Annotated in this window: 16 protein-coding genes; 9 read left to right on the forward strand and 7 right to left on the reverse strand. The window is 63.0% G+C overall.

Translation table 11 applies throughout. The annotated features are described in order from the left end of the window. Positions 1-5: 5 nt before the first annotated feature. Genes BLV47_RS23725 through zur form a run of 4 tightly spaced genes read right to left on the reverse strand, consistent with a single transcriptional unit; the run spans position 6 to position 2,811 of the window. A complete protein-coding gene (locus tag BLV47_RS23725; RefSeq protein ID WP_092318230.1) occupies positions 6-725 on the reverse strand; it encodes a PA5502 family lipoprotein in 720 nt (239 codons plus the stop codon). A gap of 37 nt (positions 726-762) precedes the next feature. Beyond that, on the reverse strand, positions 763-1,551 hold the full coding sequence (gene znuB / locus BLV47_RS23730; RefSeq protein ID WP_092318233.1) for a zinc ABC transporter permease subunit ZnuB: 789 nt from the start codon (positions 1,549-1,551) through the stop codon (positions 763-765). After that, complete coding sequence (gene znuC, locus BLV47_RS23735; protein WP_060842078.1) at positions 1,544-2,329, reverse strand: zinc ABC transporter ATP-binding protein ZnuC; 786 nt, start codon at positions 2,327-2,329, stop codon at positions 1,544-1,546. The genes znuB and znuC overlap by 8 nt, the downstream gene beginning before the upstream one ends. Next, positions 2,329-2,811: a zinc uptake transcriptional repressor Zur gene (gene zur, locus BLV47_RS23740; protein ID WP_092318236.1), complete on the reverse strand. Its 483-nt coding sequence runs from the start codon at positions 2,809-2,811 to the stop codon at positions 2,329-2,331. Before zur ends, znuC begins: the two co-directional genes overlap by 1 nt. A 66-nt stretch (positions 2,812-2,877) precedes the next feature. Here zur and BLV47_RS23745 point away from each other — a divergent pair, with 66 nt between their 5' ends. Further along, positions 2,878-3,798, forward strand: a complete 921-nt coding sequence (locus BLV47_RS23745) for a zinc ABC transporter substrate-binding protein (protein ID WP_208605311.1) — start codon at positions 2,878-2,880, stop codon at positions 3,796-3,798. Between the two features lie 91 nt (positions 3,799-3,889). Here BLV47_RS23745 and BLV47_RS23750 read toward each other — a convergent pair whose 3' ends face one another. Both BLV47_RS23750 and BLV47_RS23755 read right to left on the reverse strand, forming a co-directional pair. Then, complete coding sequence (locus BLV47_RS23750) at positions 3,890-4,840, reverse strand: homoserine kinase (protein WP_092318242.1); 951 nt, start codon at positions 4,838-4,840, stop codon at positions 3,890-3,892. Positions 4,841-4,905: 65 nt separating this feature from the next. Then, positions 4,906-5,193, reverse strand: a complete 288-nt coding sequence (locus tag BLV47_RS23755; protein WP_047306771.1) for a DUF2782 domain-containing protein — start codon at positions 5,191-5,193, stop codon at positions 4,906-4,908. 74 nt (positions 5,194-5,267) lie between these two features. Between BLV47_RS23755 and polA the strand changes: the two genes are divergently transcribed. Next, positions 5,268-8,060: a DNA polymerase I gene (gene polA / locus BLV47_RS23760; protein WP_092318245.1), complete on the forward strand. Its 2,793-nt coding sequence runs from the start codon at positions 5,268-5,270 to the stop codon at positions 8,058-8,060. Positions 8,061-8,475: 415 nt separating this feature from the next. Here the strand turns inward: polA and yihA are convergent, their stop codons facing one another. Next, a complete protein-coding gene (yihA, locus tag BLV47_RS23765; protein WP_092318248.1) occupies positions 8,476-9,117 on the reverse strand; it encodes a ribosome biogenesis GTP-binding protein YihA/YsxC in 642 nt (213 codons plus the stop codon). 193 nt (positions 9,118-9,310) lie between these two features. Here yihA and BLV47_RS23770 point away from each other — a divergent pair, with 193 nt between their 5' ends. From BLV47_RS23770 to BLV47_RS23800, 7 genes are all read left to right on the forward strand, one after another. After that, positions 9,311-9,601, forward strand: a complete 291-nt coding sequence (locus BLV47_RS23770) for a c-type cytochrome (protein ID WP_016963939.1) — start codon at positions 9,311-9,313, stop codon at positions 9,599-9,601. 45 nt (positions 9,602-9,646) lie between these two features. After that, positions 9,647-10,252 carry a c-type cytochrome gene (locus BLV47_RS23775; RefSeq protein WP_092318250.1) on the forward strand — a complete coding sequence of 202 codons (606 nt, stop codon included), beginning with the start codon at positions 9,647-9,649 and terminating at the stop codon, positions 10,250-10,252. A gap of 195 nt (positions 10,253-10,447) precedes the next feature. Beyond that, on the forward strand, positions 10,448-11,077 hold the full coding sequence (locus BLV47_RS23780) for a thiol:disulfide interchange protein DsbA/DsbL (RefSeq protein WP_092318253.1): 630 nt from the start codon (positions 10,448-10,450) through the stop codon (positions 11,075-11,077). 11 nt (positions 11,078-11,088) lie between these two features. Continuing rightward, a complete protein-coding gene (locus BLV47_RS23785; RefSeq protein ID WP_092318256.1) occupies positions 11,089-11,967 on the forward strand; it encodes an endonuclease/exonuclease/phosphatase family protein in 879 nt (292 codons plus the stop codon). Continuing rightward, complete coding sequence (locus tag BLV47_RS23790) at positions 11,964-14,192, forward strand: GGDEF domain-containing protein (protein ID WP_092318259.1); 2,229 nt, start codon at positions 11,964-11,966, stop codon at positions 14,190-14,192. The genes BLV47_RS23785 and BLV47_RS23790 overlap by 4 nt, the downstream gene beginning before the upstream one ends. 103 nt (positions 14,193-14,295) lie before the next feature. Then, positions 14,296-15,075: an N-acetylmuramoyl-L-alanine amidase gene (locus BLV47_RS23795; RefSeq protein WP_092318262.1), complete on the forward strand. Its 780-nt coding sequence runs from the start codon at positions 14,296-14,298 to the stop codon at positions 15,073-15,075. Between the two features lie 76 nt (positions 15,076-15,151). After that, complete coding sequence (locus BLV47_RS23800; protein WP_092318265.1) at positions 15,152-16,771, forward strand: EAL domain-containing protein; 1,620 nt, start codon at positions 15,152-15,154, stop codon at positions 16,769-16,771. Positions 16,772-16,773 lie beyond the last annotated feature (2 nt).

Here is a 16,773-nt window from a genome sequence, read left to right on the forward strand (position 1 = left end):
AAGGTTTACTGCGCCTTGCGTGGGCTCAAGACCATTTGCGCCGGTACATGGCGCACGATCTGTCTGCTGATGTTCTGTTCGAAGTCCGGATCGAGCTTCTTCACCCGCTTGCCGAGCAGGGTCGACAGCCAAGGGTAATCCTCGGTGCGCGGCACCTGGATGTGCACATCGCACTGGTAATTCACCACATCGGCGGCCAGCGCATCGAGTTGCTTACGCAACTTGCGGATATCGGTGACATTCAGGGCAATGGTGCTGCTCTGGGCGGCAGGATCGATCAATCGGGCTGCTGGACGTGCCTCGGCGGCCTTCAAGGCGGCTTCGGCCTGTTCCAGCTCGGCCTTGCGCGCATGGGCAATGGCGTTGTTGACCCCGCCGGTCAGCGCCGGTGCCTTGGGCATCAGCGCCCGGGCCCGGCTCAGGGCGGTGGCGGCGGCATTGACGTCACCCTTTTGCAGGACGATCTGACTGCGTTGCAGGTAGGCCTCGGCAATCTGCCGCTGGTATTGCACCAGCTGCGGGTCGTCAGGGGTTTGTGCCTGCAGGGCGCCCAGTTGGTCTTCCGCTGTCGCCAGCTCGTTGCTGGCAATGTTTTGTTCCAGCTGCGCGATGGCCGTGGCCCGCGCATCGGGGACCTCGGTGGTCGCCGGTGGCGTGCTTTGGCAGGCCCCCAGCAGCAGGGAGAATGCGACAAGGAGCAGATAACGGGAGGCGAACGGCTTCATTCCTGCGACTCTCTAATTGCGCAAAAAGCGAGCAAGTCTACACCCCTCGACGGGGCAGAACAAAACTCAGCAGAAACAGTGCGGCCGCCACCACCACGATCGACGGCCCGGCCGGGGTGTCCTTGAACCAGGACAGCGCCAGTCCGCCACAGACCGCGAGCATGCCCAGCAGGCTTGCGCCCAGGGCCATCTGCTCCGGCGAGCGGGCGTGACGCTGTGCCGCGGCGGCCGGGATGATCAGTAGCGAGGTAATCAGCAACACCCCGACAATCTTCATCGCCACCGCAATGACCACGGCAATCAGCAGCATCAGCGCCATGCGCAGCGATGCCACGGGCAGGCCTTCGACCTTGGCCAGTTCCTCATGCACGGTGATTGCCAGCAGAGGGCGCCACAGGGCAACCAGCAGCAAAAGTACCGCCGCGCTGCCGCCGAGAATCCACGCCAGGTCGCCGGGGCTGATCGCCAGCAGGTCACCGAACAGGTAGGCCATCAGGTCGATTCGCACTTCATGCATGAAGCTTAGTACCACCAGGCCCAGGGACAGGGTGCTGGGAGCAAGAATCCCCAGCAGCGTGTCGGATGCCAGGGGCTGGCGTTGTTGCAGGGTCACCAGCAGCACCGCCAGCAGCAGGCAGCCTACGGTGACGGCCACGGCGGGGCTGACATCCAGCAGGAAACCCAGGGCCACCCCTAGGAGCGCGGCGTGGGACAGGGTGTCGCCAAAGTAGGCCATGCGCCGCCAGACCACGAACGAACCCAAGGGCCCGGCGACCACCGCCAGAGCCAGACCTGCGAGCAGGGCGTAGAGCAGAAAATCAGCCATGCTTGCAGTTTTCTCCGTGGACATGGACGTGGCCCGCGGCGGGCTGGGTGACCACCGACCCATGCAGGTCATGGGCGTGATCGTGGTGATGGTGGTAGATCGCCAGGCTCGGCGCGTTCTTGCCGAACAGCTCGACGAAGGCCGGGTCGCCGCTGACCTGCTCGGGGTGCCCGGAGCAGCAGACATGGCGGTTGAGGCAGACCACCTGATCGGTGGTGCTCATCACCAGGTGCAGGTCGTGGGAGACCATCAGCACGCCGCAACCGTGACGGTCCCGCAGGCGGGTGATCAGGCTGTAGAGCTCGGCCTGGCCGGCCACGTCGACGCCTTGCACCGGTTCGTCGAGCACCAGCAGCTCAGGCTCGCGCAGCAGGGCCCGGGCCAGCAGCACACGCTGCATCTCGCCGCCGGAAATGCTTTGCACCGGGCTGTCGATCACTTGTTCGGCGCCAACTTCCTTGAGGGCAGCCAGCGCTCGGTTGCGATCCACACCCGGCACCAGGCGCAGAAAGCGCAGCACCGACAACGGCAGGGTCGGGTCGACATGGAGCTTTTGCGGCATGTAGCCGACTCGCAGCCGCGGTTTGCGCCAGACGCTGCCGCTGTCGGGCTTGAGCAAGCCGAGCACGGCGCGCACCAGGGTGGTCTTGCCGGCGCCGTTGGGGCCGATCAGGGTCACGATCTGCCCGGGCTCGACGCTGAGCTGGATGTTGTCCAGCACGCTCTGCCCGGCAAAGGTCACCCCGACCTGCTCGAGGCGGATCAACGCAGTGCTCATCAGGCCCCCTGGCAACCGGAGCAGAGCCCGACCACTTCGACGGTCTGGCCCTCGACCACGAAGCCGACGTCGCGGGCGCTGGCGACGATGGCGTCGCTGATGGATTTCTGCTCCAGCTCGATGGCCGCGTGGCACTCGCGACAGATCAGGAACTGGCCCTGGTGCGCGTGCTCCGGGTGGTTGCAGCCGACAAAGGCGTTGAGCGATGCGATGCGATGCACCAGGCCGTTTTCCAGGAGGAAATCCAGCGCGCGGTACACCGTCGGCGGCGCGGCGCGGCGGCCGTCCTGCTCGCTGAGCACGGCCAAGATGTCGTAGGCCCCCAGGGGCTTGTGGCTTTGCCACACCAGCTCCAGCACCCGCCGGCGCAGGGCGGTCAGGCGCAGGCCTTGCCGTGCGCACAGAGCGTCGGCCTCAGACAGTGCGCTGTGCACGCAGTGAGAGTGGTCGTGTGGACGGCTGGCAAGGGGTGTTTTAGGCATGAGCGGCGACGAGGTTTGTGAGAGACGTTATTATGTTACCCGTTCTCGCCTCTTCGAGTGTCCATCGTGTCCAGACTTTTTCGCCTTTTTGTCGCTTTTACCTTCAGCCTGTTCGCGATCGGCTCGGCCCAGGCCGAAGTCCGGGTGCTCACCAGCATCAAACCCTTGCAACTGATTGCCGCGGCGGTGCAGGACGGCGTGGCGGTGCCCGAAGTGCTGTTGCCGCCGGGGGCGTCGCCGCACAACTATGCGCTGCGCCCTTCGGACGTACGCAAGGTGCAGAGCGTCGACCTGCTGTACTGGATCGGCCCGGACATGGAGGGTTTCCTGCCGCGGGTGCTGAAGGGGCGCAGCCTGCCATCGGTGGCGGTGCAGGACCTGCCGGGCATGAAGCTTCGGCATTTCGCCGAAGATAGCCATTCTCATGGCGAAGATGCCGACGAACATGACCATGATCATCGCCCCGGTACCCTGGATGCGCACCTGTGGCTGTCGCCGGTCAACGCTCGGGTGATCGCCACCCGCATGGCCGCCGACCTGAGCAGCGCCGACCCGGCCAACGCCGCTCGCTACCAGAGCAACCTGAAAGCCTTCAATGAGCGTCTGGATGCCCTGGACGCCCGCTTGAAAACCCGTCTGGCAGGCATCGCCGGCAAGCCTTACTTCGTCTTCCACGAAGCCTTCGACTACTTCGAAGACGCCTATGGCCTCAAGCACACCGGAGTCTTCAGCGTTGCGGCTGAAGTCCAGCCGGGGGCCCAGCATGTCGCCGCGATGCGCGCACGCTTGCAGCAAGTGGGCAAGACCTGTGTGTTCAGTGAGCCGCCTCTGCGTCCGCGGTTGGCCGAGACGCTGGTGGCCGGGTTGCCGGTGAAGCTGGCGGAACTGGACGCCTTGGGTGGTTACACGCCGGCGACCGCACAGGGGTATGAGCAGGTGCTGGAGAAGCTGGGCAACGACCTGGCGGGCTGCCTGGAGCAGTTGTAGGACGGGAGAGTTACCGGGCGTTTTTCGCGGGCGAGCCCGCTCCCACAAAGATGGTGAACATCTGTAGGAGCGGGCTCGCCCGCGATGCATTTCAGAGGGCGAAAGGCAGCGCGATGCCGATCTGTTGCCGCTGTGCCAGGCGCTGCTGGAATTCCATCGGGTCGTGAATCAGCACGTCCTGCCCGGCGAAGCTCTCGGCAGCGATCAGCCGTGACAGCCAGAAGCGCACGCAGGCTACCCGCAGCATGGTCGGCCAGAGCTCGGCCTCGGCCGCAGTGAAGGGTCGCAGGGTGGCGTAGGCGCCGAGCAGGGCCCGGGCGCGCTGGCCGTCGATCACGCCTTCGGCGTTGGAACACCAGTCGTTCAGGGCAATGGCCACGTCGTAGAGCATCGGTCCCGAACAGGCGTTGTAGAAGTCGATCAGGCCGGTCAGATGGGTGCCTTCGAACATCGCGTTGTCGCGAAACAGATCGGCGTGGATGTTGGCCCTGGGCAGGGCGAGGATCCGGGTCTTCTGTGCGACGATTTCATCCAGCGCCCGCTGCAGCAGGTCTTGAGCGGCGGGATCCAGGTGCGACAGCAGCTGTGCGCCCTCTTCCTGCATCCAGTCCAGGCCGCGATCGGTCTTGCGCTTGATCATGTTGTCCTTGGTGGCCACGTGCAGGTGCCCGAGCAACTCGCCGACCTGGGCGCAATGCTGGGCGTTGGCCTCCTTGATGTGCTTGCCCGCCAGGCGCGGTTGCAGCAGCGCCGGCTTGCCCGCCAGCTCCCGCAGGGCGATGCCGTCGCGGGTGCGCAGGGCATAGGGCACCGGCAGGTTGGCCTGGTGCAGCACGTCCAGCAGTTCGATGAAGAACGGCATTTCCTGGACCGGGCCGCGTTCCACCAGGGTCAGGACGAACTCGCCCTGTTCCAGGCTGATGAAGAAGTTGGTGTTTTCGCTACCAGCGGCGATCCCCTGGAAGTCAAGCAGGCGGCCGAGCCCATACGGGGCGAGAAAGGTTTCCAGCTCGGGCCGAGCCAGGGGGGTGAACACAGACATGGTTAAAAACTGCCAGTACGGGCGCCGCTATTGAGCCAGCGCCATTGAGTTGAAGTCGGAGTGGCTTACCACTCAAAGATTTTCCACGCAGGGATCAGCATATCCGGCTGATCCGAACGGATGAAGTTACCGTCGGAGCCATCAGCACGCACCAGGAAATAGGGCTTGCCGCCCTTGGGCGTGACCTTGATGGCGTACAGGAAGCCATTTTGCCGGTATTCCTGAATGGTCTTGTCGCCTTCCGTGCGAATGGTGACTTGCGGGTCCGCTGACGGCGCATCCTCTGCGGCGATCACGGCCATTGGAGCGATTGCAATCAAGCCGGCCAGCAGCAAGCGATTTAGTGTGCGCATGATAACCTTGTCCCTTTGTCGTCAACGGTCCCGCTATTCTAGCGCCGGACCCGCCGAAAAGGTTGATCCCGCTCATGAGCCAAGCCCCCCTCGTCCTGGTGGACGGTTCTTCTTATCTGTACCGCGCGTTTCATGCGTTGCCACCGCTGACCACCTCTAAAGGCCTGCCTACGGGTGCGGTCAAGGGCGTGCTGAACATGCTCAAGAGTCTGCGCAAGCAGTACCCGGACAGCCCGTTCGCCGTGGTCTTCGACGCCAAGGGCGGGACTTTCCGCGATGACATGTACGCCGAATACAAGGCCAACCGCCCGAGCATGCCCGACGATATGCGGGTGCAGATCGAGCCATTGCACGCCAGCGTGATCGCCCTGGGTTTCCCGCTGCTGTGCGTGGAAGGGGTCGAGGCCGACGACGTGATCGGCACCCTGGCCCGCAGTAGCGCGGCGGCGGATCGTCCGGTGGTGATCTCCACCGGTGACAAGGACATGGCCCAGCTGGTGGATGGGCACATTACGCTGGTCAACACCATGTCCGGTAGCAGCATGGACGTGGAAGGCGTGAAGGAGAAATTCGGTGTCGCTCCCGAGCAGATCATCGATTACCTGGCATTGATGGGCGACTCTTCCGACAACATCCCTGGGGTGCCGGGTATCGGTCCTAAGACGGCTTCCGGGCTGCTGGTGGGGGTCAATGGGGGGCTCAAAGAGCTGTACGAGCAGCTCGATATCGTGCCGACCCTGCCGATTCGCGGGGCCAAGACCCTGCCGGCCAAGCTCGAAGAACACAAGGAAATGGCCTTCCTGTCCTATCAGTTGGCAACCATCAAGGTCGACGTGCCGCTGGATATCGGGCTCGACGACCTGCACCTGGGCGAGCCGGACCGCGAGAAACTGGTGGAACTCTACAGCCTGCTGGAATTCAAGAGCTGGCTTGACGAGTTGCAGCGCGACGCCAAGCGTGTCGAGCTCAGTGGCGCCGAGCCGGCGCCTGCCGCTGCACCGCAGCCGTCGGCTGTCGAACAGCCAGTGCTTGAGCTGCAGTACGAAACCATCCTCGACCCGGAGCGTTTTGCCGTCTGGCTGGAGAAGCTGAAGAACGCCAAGCTGATTGCCTTCGATACCGAGACCACCGGCATCGATGCTCAGCAGGCGCAACTGGTGGGACTGTCCTTTGCGGTCGAGGCCGGGGAAGCGGCCTACATCCCGTTGACCCATTCCTACATGGGCGTGCCGGAGCAATTGGACCGCGACACCGTGTTGCTGGCCCTGAAGCCGCTGCTGGAGGACCCCAAGCTGCTCAAGGTCGGCCAGCACGCCAAGTTCGACATGAACATCCTGGCCAATTGCGCGATTGGCGGCGATCAGGCCAATGGCATCACTGTGCGCGGCATCGCATTCGATACCATGCTCGAATCCTACGTGCTCAACTCCACCGCCACCCGCCATGACATGGACAGCCTGGCGCAGAAGTACCTGGACCACACCACCGTGAGCTTCCAGGACATTGCCGGCAAGGGTGCCAAGCAACTGACTTTCGATCAGATTCCACTTGAGCAGGCCGGTCCCTACGCTGCTGAAGATGCCGATATCACCCTGCGTCTGCATCAGGCGCTCTTCGAGAAGCTGACTGCCATTCCGAGCCTGGCCAGCGTGCTCACCGATATCGAGATGCCGCTGGTGCCGGTCCTGGCACGCATCGAGCGCCAGGGCGCGCTGGTGGATGACAAGCTTCTAGGTGTGCAGAGCATCGAGCTGGGAGACAAGATGGTGGCCCTAGAGCGCGAAGCCTTCGAGATCGCCGGAGAGGAGTTCAACCTGGGCTCGCCCAAGCAATTGGGCAGCATCCTCTACGACAAGCTTGGCCTGCCGGTATTGAAAAAGACCGCCAAGGGCCAGCCTTCCACGGCTGAAGAGGTGTTGGCCAAGCTTGCCGAGGACGACTATCCGCTGCCGCGGGTGCTGATGCAGTACCGCTCCATGAGCAAGCTGAAGAGCACTTACACCGATCGTCTGCCTGAGCAGATCAATCCGCGTACCGGGCGCATCCACACTTCCTATCATCAGGCGGTGGCTTCCACCGGACGGCTGTCCTCCAGCGATCCGAACCTGCAGAACATTCCCGTGCGCACCGCCGAGGGCCGGCGCATTCGCCAGGCCTTTATCGCACCGCCCGGCTACAAGCTGCTGGCCGCCGACTATTCGCAGATCGAGCTGCGGATCATGGCTCACCTGTCCCGGGACGAAGGCCTGCTCAATGCCTTCCGCAACAACCTGGATGTGCACACCGCCACCGCGGCCGAAGTGTTCAAGGTGGAGCTCAAGGATGTGACGTCCGATCAGCGTCGCAGCGCCAAGGCCATCAACTTCGGCCTGATCTACGGCATGGGCGCGCAGAAGCTGGGCAAGGACATTGGTGTCGACACCAAACAGGCCAAGGCCTATATCGATACCTATTTCGCCCGCTATCCAGGGGTTCGCCAATACATGGATCGGACCCGCGCCCAGGCGGCGGATCAGGGCTATGTCGAGACCATCTTCGGCCGTCGGCTGTACCTACCGGAGATCAACTCCAACAAGCCGCAGGAGCGAGCCGGCGCCGAGCGTACGGCGATCAACGCGCCGATGCAGGGCACGGCGGCGGACATCATCAAGAAAGCCATGGTGGCGGTGGACAACTGGCTGGAGTCTTCGCAGTTGGATGCCCGGGTCATTCTTCAGGTGCACGACGAACTGGTGCTGGAAGTGCGCGAGGACCTGGTGGACCAGGTGCGCGACGAGATTCGTGGCTACATGAGCGGTGCCGCGACCCTGGATGTGCCGTTATTGGTGGAAGTCGGAGTGGGAAATAACTGGGACGAGGCCCATTAAGGGCACTTTTCAGTGGTTTTTGCCGCGGCATAGTGTCGCGGTAAAAACTGGCGACTGGCTATTAGCACGGAAAATTTCATCGTTTATTGCCAATAGTTTTTGCAACCCGCTGGAACTAATCCAGTGAAAGCCCACTCAGAGTTACTGAATGGCTGGTGAAGCCCTTCGATGCTCCTATGTTGTGTTAAGTGTTGGCAGATATCTGGACCCCGCCCTAGCGGTCTAGAACTTGAACCCCGAACTTCCCCCTCCCCATACGAAGTCCGGGGTTTTTTTTGCCCTAAAATTGCCTGGGAAATGACCATGCTGCGTTAAAAGCGCGGCGCGAAATGCTCATTTACAGCCAGTAAACTCCGCTTTCGCAGCGCGCTTTTGCCTTGCCTGATCATCCCCCAGGCAATTTTCCCTACGTCTCTCAGGCGTCGGTTTCGGCGCCTTTGTCGGCCAGTTCCATCCAGCCGGCCAGGACGGTGTAGGCCTCTTCCAGGCCCATGCGCTTGGGGGCTGAGAACAGCTGGATGGTGACCGCTTCGCCCCAGCCCTTGCGGATCTGCGACTGGACCTTGAGCAAGGTGTTCTTGGCTGCGCCGTAGGTCAGCTTGTCGGCCTTGGTCAGCAGGATGTGCATCGGCATGCCGCTGGCCACGGCCCAGTCCAGCATCAGCAGGTCGAAATCGGTCATGGGATGCCGGATGTCCATCATCAGGATCAGGCCTTTGAGGCTCTCGCGGCTGCCCAGGTAGGCTTCCAGGTGGCGCTGCCAGTGCTGCTTCAGGGGAATCGGCACTTTGGCGTAGCCGTAGCCCGGCAGGTCGACCAGACGGCGATCGTCGTCTAGCTTGAAGAAGTTCAACAACTGCGTGCGCCCCGGGGTTTTCGAGGTGCGTGCCAGGCTGGCGTGGGTCAGGGTGTTCAGGGCGCTGGATTTACCGGCGTTGGAGCGCCCGGCGAAGGCCACTTCAAAGCCGTCATCGTCTGGGCATTGGTCGACTTTGGCGGCGCTGAGCATGAACGTAGCCTGTTGGCACAGACCGAGGATGGGGTTCTTGAGTTGCATGGGATTTCCGAGATAGGTGCGATGCCGAGAGTGGACGCGGCGAGCGGTGTCGTTTCCGTTTCAGTAGCGCCAGTATATAATGCCGCAGATTTTGTGTGCGCTTTGTCCCAGCGTAGGATGAAGTTCACGAGAGCGATAAACCTTGACTGCGCACTAGAACGCAGCACGCTCTCAACCCTGAAAAGGTCGTTTTATGACGAAATGGCTGCTAGCTGCCGGTGTCTTGATGCCGCTTTACAGCGCTCAGGCTACACAGGATCCGGAAGCTGTGTACAACCGTGTTTGTGGGGCTTGTCATTCCGGCCAACTACCCACGGCGCCCCGCAAGGGCGACCAGGAAGCTTGGGCGCCGAGGTTGGCGCAAGGTATGGAGACGCTGGTGCAACACGTGACCCAGGGTTTCAAGGCGATGCCGCCGCGTGGTTTGTGCATGGACTGCAGTGCCGAGGATTACCGAGCCATCATCCACTGGATGAGCGAGTGATCCCGGTCCATAACTCTTAACCCTTAGCCGTAGTTGGATTAGCTGATGAACAAATTACTCGTGAGTCTGCTGTTGACCTTGGGCATCACAGGTGTAGCCCATGCCGCAGGCGACGCTGCTGCCGGTCAGGCGAAAGCCGCAGTCTGTGGTGCATGCCACGGCCCTGATGGGAACAGCATGGCGCCAAACTTTCCCAAGCTGGCTGGCCAGGGGGAAAAGTACCTGGACAAGCAGCTGCACGATATCAAGTCCGGCAAGCGGCAAGTGCTGGAAATGACCGGCCTGCTGACCAACCTGAGCGATCAGGATCTGGCTGACCTCGCCGCTTACTTCGCCAGCCAGAAAGGCAGCGTCGGCGCAGCAGATCCTAAAGTCGTGGCCCGCGGTGAAGAACTGTTCCGCGGCGGCAAGCTCGATCAGGGCATGCCTGCTTGCACCGGCTGCCACTCGCCAAATGGCGCGGGTAACGCCGCAGCCGGCTTCCCTCATCTGGGTGGCCAGCACGCGCAGTATGTGGCCAAGCAACTGACCGACTTCCGCGAAGGCAACCGTACCAACGACGGCGACACCATGGTCATGCGCAGCATCGCCGCCAAGTTGAGCAACAAAGACATCGAAGCGGTGTCCAGCTATATTCAGGGCCTGCACTAAGCCGGCTCGATCAAGTTGCCGAAGGTGATGAGCCGCGACAACGTTAATGATCGATTAATCTTACGGTGCAAGCATAAAGGGTGGCTCAGGCCGCCCTTTTTTATGGCGTCTGCCGCTACACTAGCGAACTCAAGCCCGCCATGATCTGTCTGAATTCAGGTCGCGCGAGGCGCCAAAATTGTCCAGGAGTAAAGCATGCGTAATCTGATTCTCAGCGCCGCTCTCGTCACCGCCAGCCTGTTTGGCGTGACCGCTCAAGCTGCCGAGCCGCTTGAAGCCGGTAAAACCTACGTCGAGCTGAGCAGCGCCGTTCCGGTTGCCGTGCCTGGCAAGATCGAGGTCGTAGAGCTGTTCTGGTATGGCTGCCCACACTGCTACGCCTTCGAGCCGACCATCAATCCCTGGGTTGAAAAACTCCCTGCCGACGTCAACTTCGTGCGCATTCCAGCCATGTTTGGCGGTATCTGGAACGTTCATGGCCAGCTGTTCATCACCCTGGAAGCCATGGGCGTCGAGCACAAGGTTCACAAAGCCGTATTCGAAGCCATCCACAACGGCGAGAAGCTCGCCACTCCAGAGGAAATGGCCGAGTTCCTGGCCGCAGAAGGCGTCGACAAGGACAAGTTCCTGAGCACCTACAACTCCTTCGCCGTCAAAGGCAAGGTCGAGGACGCCAAGAAGAAGGCCCAGGCCTATCAGATCACCGGCGTACCGACCATGGTGGTCAACGGAAAGTACCGTTTCGACCTGGGCACCGCCGGTGGTCCTGAAGGCGCGCTGAGCGTGGCCGACCAGTTGATCGCCAAAGAGCGTGCAGCCAAGTAAGCGCCGCCGCCATGCCGCGCTGGGGCTCGGAACGCATCGTTGGCCTGCATGATCCGCAGGTCAACGAACACCATTTGGCGTCGACCGGCCTGCCTGCGGACAGTCGCCTGCGTTTGCTCAGTTTCAATATCCAGGTCGGTATCAGCACCGAACGGTATCGCCATTACCTGACGCGTGGCTGGCAGCACCTGCTGCCTCACAACGGGCGTGCCGAAAACCTGCAGAAGATCGGCAACCTGCTGGGTGACTTCGACCTGGTAGCCCTGCAGGAAGCCGATGGCGGCAGCTTGCGTTCGGGCTACGTCAATCAAGTGGAGCACCTGGCTCAGCTGGGCGCCTTCCCCTACTGGTATCAACAGCTCAATCGCAATCTTGGGCGCCTGGCACAGCACAGCAATGGCGTGCTCAGCCGCTTGCGTCCCTGGGCCATTGAAGACCACCCGCTCCCCGGCCCCAAGGGACGTGGTGCGATCCTCCTGCGTTTTGGCGAAGGCGCCGAAGCGCTGGTGGTGGTGATGATGCACCTGGCACTGGGTGCCCGGGCCCGAACCCGGCAACTGGCGTATATCCGCGAGTTGATCGGCGGCTACAAACATCAGGTGCTGATGGGGGACATGAACACCCACGCCAGCGATCTGCTGGAGCACTCCCCTTTACGCGACCTCAGCCTGTTGGCGCCGCAACTGCAGGCGACCTTCCCCAGCTGGCGTCCGCAACGCTGCCTGGACCATATCCTCCTCAGCCCCAGCCTGACCCTGGAGCGAGTCGAAGTCCTGGCCCAACCCATATCCGATCACCTGCCGGTCGCGGTAGAGATTCGTCTGCCGGGTTCGCTCACGGCCGATGCATTGCCCGCGTTGAGTCCTGCACCTCGCGGAACCGATGAATGAGCGACGACGCCCAGCGCTGGAAAGAGAAGTACCTCAAAAGTATCGAACAGCAGGAAAAGCTCGAGCGCCGTTGGGCCGCTCGCCTGGACTTGCTGCGTCGCGGCCTGGTGCGCAGCACCCTGGCGGCGGAAGGCACCGACCGTGCAGTCGACCAGTGCATGAAGGAAATGCGCGAGGTGGTGCGCACAGACGACATGGATGCAGGGCTTGCGTCCTTGTTGCCACGCCTGGAAAAGGCCGTGCTGGATTCCGAGCAGCGGCGCGAAACAAGGATCGAACAGATGAGCAGCGCCTTGACGGCGCTGGTGACTCAACTGCAGTCCCTGCCCTTGCCCCGGGAAGTCAGTCGCCCGTTGAAGGCCTTTGCCAAGCAGTTGGATGGACGGGTCAGCCAGGCACGAGAGATTCCCTTGTTGCTGGGGGAACTGAGCAACCTTCAGGGCAAGGCCCTGAGCCAGCTGGAAACCCCGGCTGAGCCAGGTCGCCCGAGTCTGCTGCAGCGCCTGTTCGGCGGGCGAGACGCCGGTGAAGCGCCCCAGGCCGAAACCGCCGCCCCGCCCGCGGCGCCCGTTCCCGCTGCCAGTGTGCAATCCCCTCCTCCGGCCGAGGTCGCTGCAGAGCCGGAGGCGGTGGTTCGCGAGCACTACCAGACCCCGACTACGGACTTGCCGGAAGTCGTCGCCACCGCTCCGGCACCCTTGGCAGTAGCCCCGCCCGAGCCCGAGGCGGTCGTGCTTGCCGAGCCTGCATCCGACGCGCCCGCCAGGACTGAGGCCGAAGCTGTTGTCGCGTCGGCGCCTCCTTCGGTGGTGGCGTTCGTGCCCCCTGTCCTGGCACAGGAACAACCGCAGGAGCCGGCGTCCCAGGGCGAGATGCAAGCGCCCGTTGCGGTCGAACTGGCGGCTCCTGCTCCTGCTCCTGCTCCGGCCCAAGCTCCGGCATCCGTTGACGCCGCTCCGGTTCCGCTCGCCGCGTCGGCGGTACAGGCTCCTATCGAACCTCGGAGCGAGCCGACTGCGCCCAACCCCGACGAGTTGCTGCCTCTGCCTGCGGTTTCCCCGGCGGTGCTGCTCGACAGCCTGCCCCTGCCGCCGGTCATGGCCGAGGCCCTGGCCGCCATCGATCCGGAGCAGTCCGAACAGGATGTGCTCTATGCCCTGCCGGACTCCCCCGAGCCCTCCTACAGCTCGGTGGCCAAGCATATCGAGCACACCCTGCTGGGGCTGCTCGACGACCTGAGCCTGCCGGAGCGTCATCGGCCCCAGGCGGAAGCCATGCGCGATCGTCTGCAGCATGGGTTGAACTGGTATGAATTGCTGCCGATCCTCGATGATCTGGCGGTATTGATGCTGGCGATCACCGATTCGGGTCAGCACGAGTTCGAGGCCTATCTCAAGCAGCTCAATGAGCGTCTGGAAGCCTTCCAGAGCAATCTGCAGGCGGCCAGCGACGGCCACGCCGACAGCAGCTCGGCGGCGCGGGCCATGGACTCGCAGATTCGCCAACAGGTCGATGGCCTGCAAAGCAGTGTGCAGGAAGCGGCGGACCTGGATGACCTCAAGCAGGTGCTGGAAAGTCATCTGGAAGGTCTGCTGGGCACCATGGACCAGCACCAGAAGCAGCGCGACGAACGCGAGAAGGAAGTGGCCGCCCGCCTGCAAAGCCTGGCAGAACGTGTATCGAGCATGGAGCAGGAAGCCCAGGGCTACCGTGAACACCTCGAAGAACAGCGGCAGAAGGCGCTGATCGACCCATTGACCGGCTTGCCCAACCGCGCGGCCTGGAGCGAGCGCCTGGAGCACGAGATCGGCCAATGGCAGCAACATGGCAACAGCCTGTTGCTGGCCATGCTCGACCTCGATCACTTCAAGCGGATCAACGACAACTACGGTCATCTGGCCGGGGACAAGGTGTTGAAGATCATCGCCAACGTGCTGCGCAAGCGTCTGCGGGGCAGCGATTTCATCGCCCGTTTCGGTGGCGAGGAGTTCGTCCTGCTGCTGCCCAATACCCCTTGGCCGGTCGGCACGCGCATCGTGGAAGCGCTGCGGGCCGCGGTTGAGGCTTGCCCGTTTCACTTCAAGGGCGAGCCGGTGACCATCACCGTGTCCGTCGGCCTCAGTGCATTCAAGCCCGGTGATCGCAGCGAACTGGTGATCAAGCGAGCCGATCAGGCGCTGTATCGAGCCAAGGACGCCGGTCGCAACCGGGTGGAGACAGGTTGAGGCGCAGGCCGATTCCTGTCACCAGCCACGGTTTTTGCCCATGGCGGCGCGGGCAGTACGTTACACTGTTGCATTCTTTGTCTTCAGCGTATTGCCCTCTGCCATGAAACTCCTTGCTCTTGCCTTTTCGCTCCTGGTCCTGGCCGGCTGCGCCAGCGGTCCACGTATCGACACCAGCCACCCCTCGGTGAATTACGATCAGCGGGCCCAGTTCATCATCGTTCACTACACTTCGGCGTCCCTTGAGCGTTCCCTGGCCCTGCTGACGCGTGGTCAGGTCAGCAGCCACTACCTGATCGGCGACGACAAGTCGGCCACCATCTACAAGCTGGTGGACGAGCAGTACCGCGCCTGGCACGCCGGTGACAGCCAGTGGCAGGGGCGTACCTGGCTCAACTCCAGCTCGATTGGCATCGAGATCGTCAACCCGGGCTTTCGCAACGGCCCCAACGGGCGGCTCTGGTACCCCTACAGCGAAGCGCAGATCCAGAATCTGATCGTGCTGCTCAAAGACATCAGCAAGCGCAACAACATTTCCCCGCGTCACATCATTGGCCATAGCGACATCGCGCCATCGCGCAAGCTCGATCCGGGGCCGCTGTTCCCCTGGAAACGCCTGGCCGACGCCGGGCTCGGCCTGTGGCCCAATGCCCAGGCGGTGGCCCGCCAGCAGGCGTACTTCGCGGCGAGCCTGCCGAGCATCGGCTGGTTCCAGCAGCAACTGGCACAGTTGGGCTACGCCACTCCGCAGACCGGCGAACTGGATCAGGCTACCCGGCACGTGCTGGCGGCCTTCCAGATGCACTATCGCCCAAGCCGTTTCGATGGTCTTCCGGATGCCGAAAGTGCAGCGATGCTGCAGGTCCTCAATCAGACAAAATAATGACGCCGCCGGACGGTTCGGGCCGATTGCTCAATCAGTTGCTATAACTCATTGGTAATCCTTCGGATCTTCCACGATGCCCGTCCCTCGTGAGCCCTTGCGCACCTGGTTCCATCGCCCCTGGTTGCTGGCGACGCTGGCGGCTGCGCTAAGCGCGGCGCTGCTGATGCTCGGCAGTGCCGGGGTGGCCATGCATCAGGTCCAGCAACGGGAAAGCGAACAGATGAATGCCCAGGGCAAGCGCTTCCTGGAGCGTCTGGAACAACTGTTCGGGCAACTGCGTGAAGGACTGGACGAGCTCGAAGCCCAGCCGCTGCGCGAGTGCAGCGCCGAGTTGATCGGCGCCCTGCAGCAGGTCAGCTTCAGCTACCGCTTCATTTATGAAGCGGCCTACATGGATGCCACCCAGAGCTGCTCCAACTCGCCGCGCCAGAGCCTGATGCCCTCGCTCAGGGCTCCGGATATCCGCGGGCCGACCTACAGCTACTGGCTCAATACCTCTGCCCAGCCCAATGAAAACCTGGCCGCGCTGATGCTGGGCCGGGGCAATTTTCGCGTGGCCACTTCCCGCGGGCACTTGACCGATGTGGTGGACCTGCCGACCGGTGGCAGCCTGATGGTGGTGGTGGAGCATGGTGCCCGGGCGATTCCGGTACTGGGTCAGGCCCGTGCCTGGCCGCCGGTGGAGCCTTGGCGCGCTGCTCGCGACGGGCCGCTGCAGGTGACCCCGGACCTGCTGATCTATCGCATGCCGACCCAGAATCCCGAGTACCAGTTGGTGCTGATCACGCCTCGGGCCAGCATGCAGGCGGAAATGCTCGATGGCTGGTGGTGGCTGTTGCCGATCAGCCTGTTGCTGGCGCTGTGTATCGGCGGGCTGGTGTATCAGCTGGCGCGCCAGCGCCAATCCCTGGGGGCGGAGTTGCAAGGCGCCCTGCGCCGTGGCGAGTTGCAGGTGCTGTACCAACCGATCTTCGACCTCGGCAGCCGGGTGTGCGTCGGGGCCGAAGCCTTGCTGCGCTGGCGCCGTCCGGATGGCACCCTGACCAGCCCCGACCTGTTCATTCCGCTGGCGGAAAACACCGGGCAGATCCGCCAGATCACCGACTTTGTCCTGCAGCGCCTGCTGGAGCAACTGGGGCACGTACTGCGGGCCAACCCGCAGTTGTACATCTCGGTCAACCTGGCGGCCTGTGATGTCATGGTGCCGCGCATCGGCCAGGTCATGGCGCGGCTCCTGGCCTTGCACAAGGTGGCCGCGCGGCAGATCGCCTTCGAGGTCACCGAGCGTGGCCTGATCGATGTGGTGGTGGCGCGGGACAACCTGCAGGCGCTGCGGGACGTGGGGCATCAGGTGTTGATCGATGATTTCGGCACCGGCTACTGCAGCCTGGCCTACCTGCAAAGCCTGCCGGTGGATTGCTTGAAGATCGACAAGGCGTTTATCGACGCCCTCGGCCATGACGCCGCCAGCAGCGGCGTGGCGCCCCACATCATCCGCATGGCCCATGCCCTGAAGCTCAAGGTGATCGCCGAGGGCATCGAGTTCGAAGACCAGGCATTGCTGCTCAACAGCGAAGGCGTCAGCTACGGTCAGGGCTGGCTTTTCGCCCATGCCTTGAGCGCGTTGCAGTTCACCGAGCTGATTACTCGCGGGCGGCGCCTGGTGCCCCGGCGCCTGGATGACGAAGCCTGATG

The organism is Pseudomonas saponiphila (assembly GCF_900105185.1).
Lineage (GTDB): Bacteria > Pseudomonadota > Gammaproteobacteria > Pseudomonadales > Pseudomonadaceae > Aquipseudomonas > Aquipseudomonas saponiphila.

What these genes read in the sequence shown, in the direction of transcription:
- BLV47_RS23725 (WP_092318230.1), bottom strand. Translation starts at nt 725, where the DNA reads ATGAAGCCGTTCGCCTCCCGTTATCTGCTCCTTGTCGCATTCTCCCTG.
- znuB (WP_092318233.1), bottom strand. Translation starts at nt 1,551, where the DNA reads ATGGCTGATTTTCTGCTCTACGCCCTGCTCGCAGGTCTGGCTCTGGCG.
- znuC (WP_060842078.1), bottom strand. Translation starts at nt 2,329, where the DNA reads ATGAGCACTGCGTTGATCCGCCTCGAGCAGGTCGGGGTGACCTTTGCC.
- zur (WP_092318236.1), bottom strand. Translation starts at nt 2,811, where the DNA reads ATGCCTAAAACACCCCTTGCCAGCCGTCCACACGACCACTCTCACTGC.
- BLV47_RS23750 (WP_092318242.1), bottom strand. Translation starts at nt 4,840, where the DNA reads ATGTCTGTGTTCACCCCCCTGGCTCGGCCCGAGCTGGAAACCTTTCTC.
- BLV47_RS23755 (WP_047306771.1), bottom strand. Translation starts at nt 5,193, where the DNA reads ATGCGCACACTAAATCGCTTGCTGCTGGCCGGCTTGATTGCAATCGCT.
- polA (WP_092318245.1), top strand. Translation starts at nt 5,268, where the DNA reads ATGAGCCAAGCCCCCCTCGTCCTGGTGGACGGTTCTTCTTATCTGTAC.
- yihA (WP_092318248.1), bottom strand. Translation starts at nt 9,117, where the DNA reads ATGCAACTCAAGAACCCCATCCTCGGTCTGTGCCAACAGGCTACGTTC.
- BLV47_RS23770 (WP_016963939.1), top strand. Translation starts at nt 9,311, where the DNA reads ATGACGAAATGGCTGCTAGCTGCCGGTGTCTTGATGCCGCTTTACAGC.
- BLV47_RS23775 (WP_092318250.1), top strand. Translation starts at nt 9,647, where the DNA reads ATGAACAAATTACTCGTGAGTCTGCTGTTGACCTTGGGCATCACAGGT.
- BLV47_RS23780 (WP_092318253.1), top strand. Translation starts at nt 10,448, where the DNA reads ATGCGTAATCTGATTCTCAGCGCCGCTCTCGTCACCGCCAGCCTGTTT.
- BLV47_RS23785 (WP_092318256.1), top strand. Translation starts at nt 11,089, where the DNA reads ATGCCGCGCTGGGGCTCGGAACGCATCGTTGGCCTGCATGATCCGCAG.
- BLV47_RS23790 (WP_092318259.1), top strand. Translation starts at nt 11,964, where the DNA reads ATGAGCGACGACGCCCAGCGCTGGAAAGAGAAGTACCTCAAAAGTATC.
- BLV47_RS23795 (WP_092318262.1), top strand. Translation starts at nt 14,296, where the DNA reads ATGAAACTCCTTGCTCTTGCCTTTTCGCTCCTGGTCCTGGCCGGCTGC.
- BLV47_RS23800 (WP_092318265.1), top strand. Translation starts at nt 15,152, where the DNA reads ATGCCCGTCCCTCGTGAGCCCTTGCGCACCTGGTTCCATCGCCCCTGG.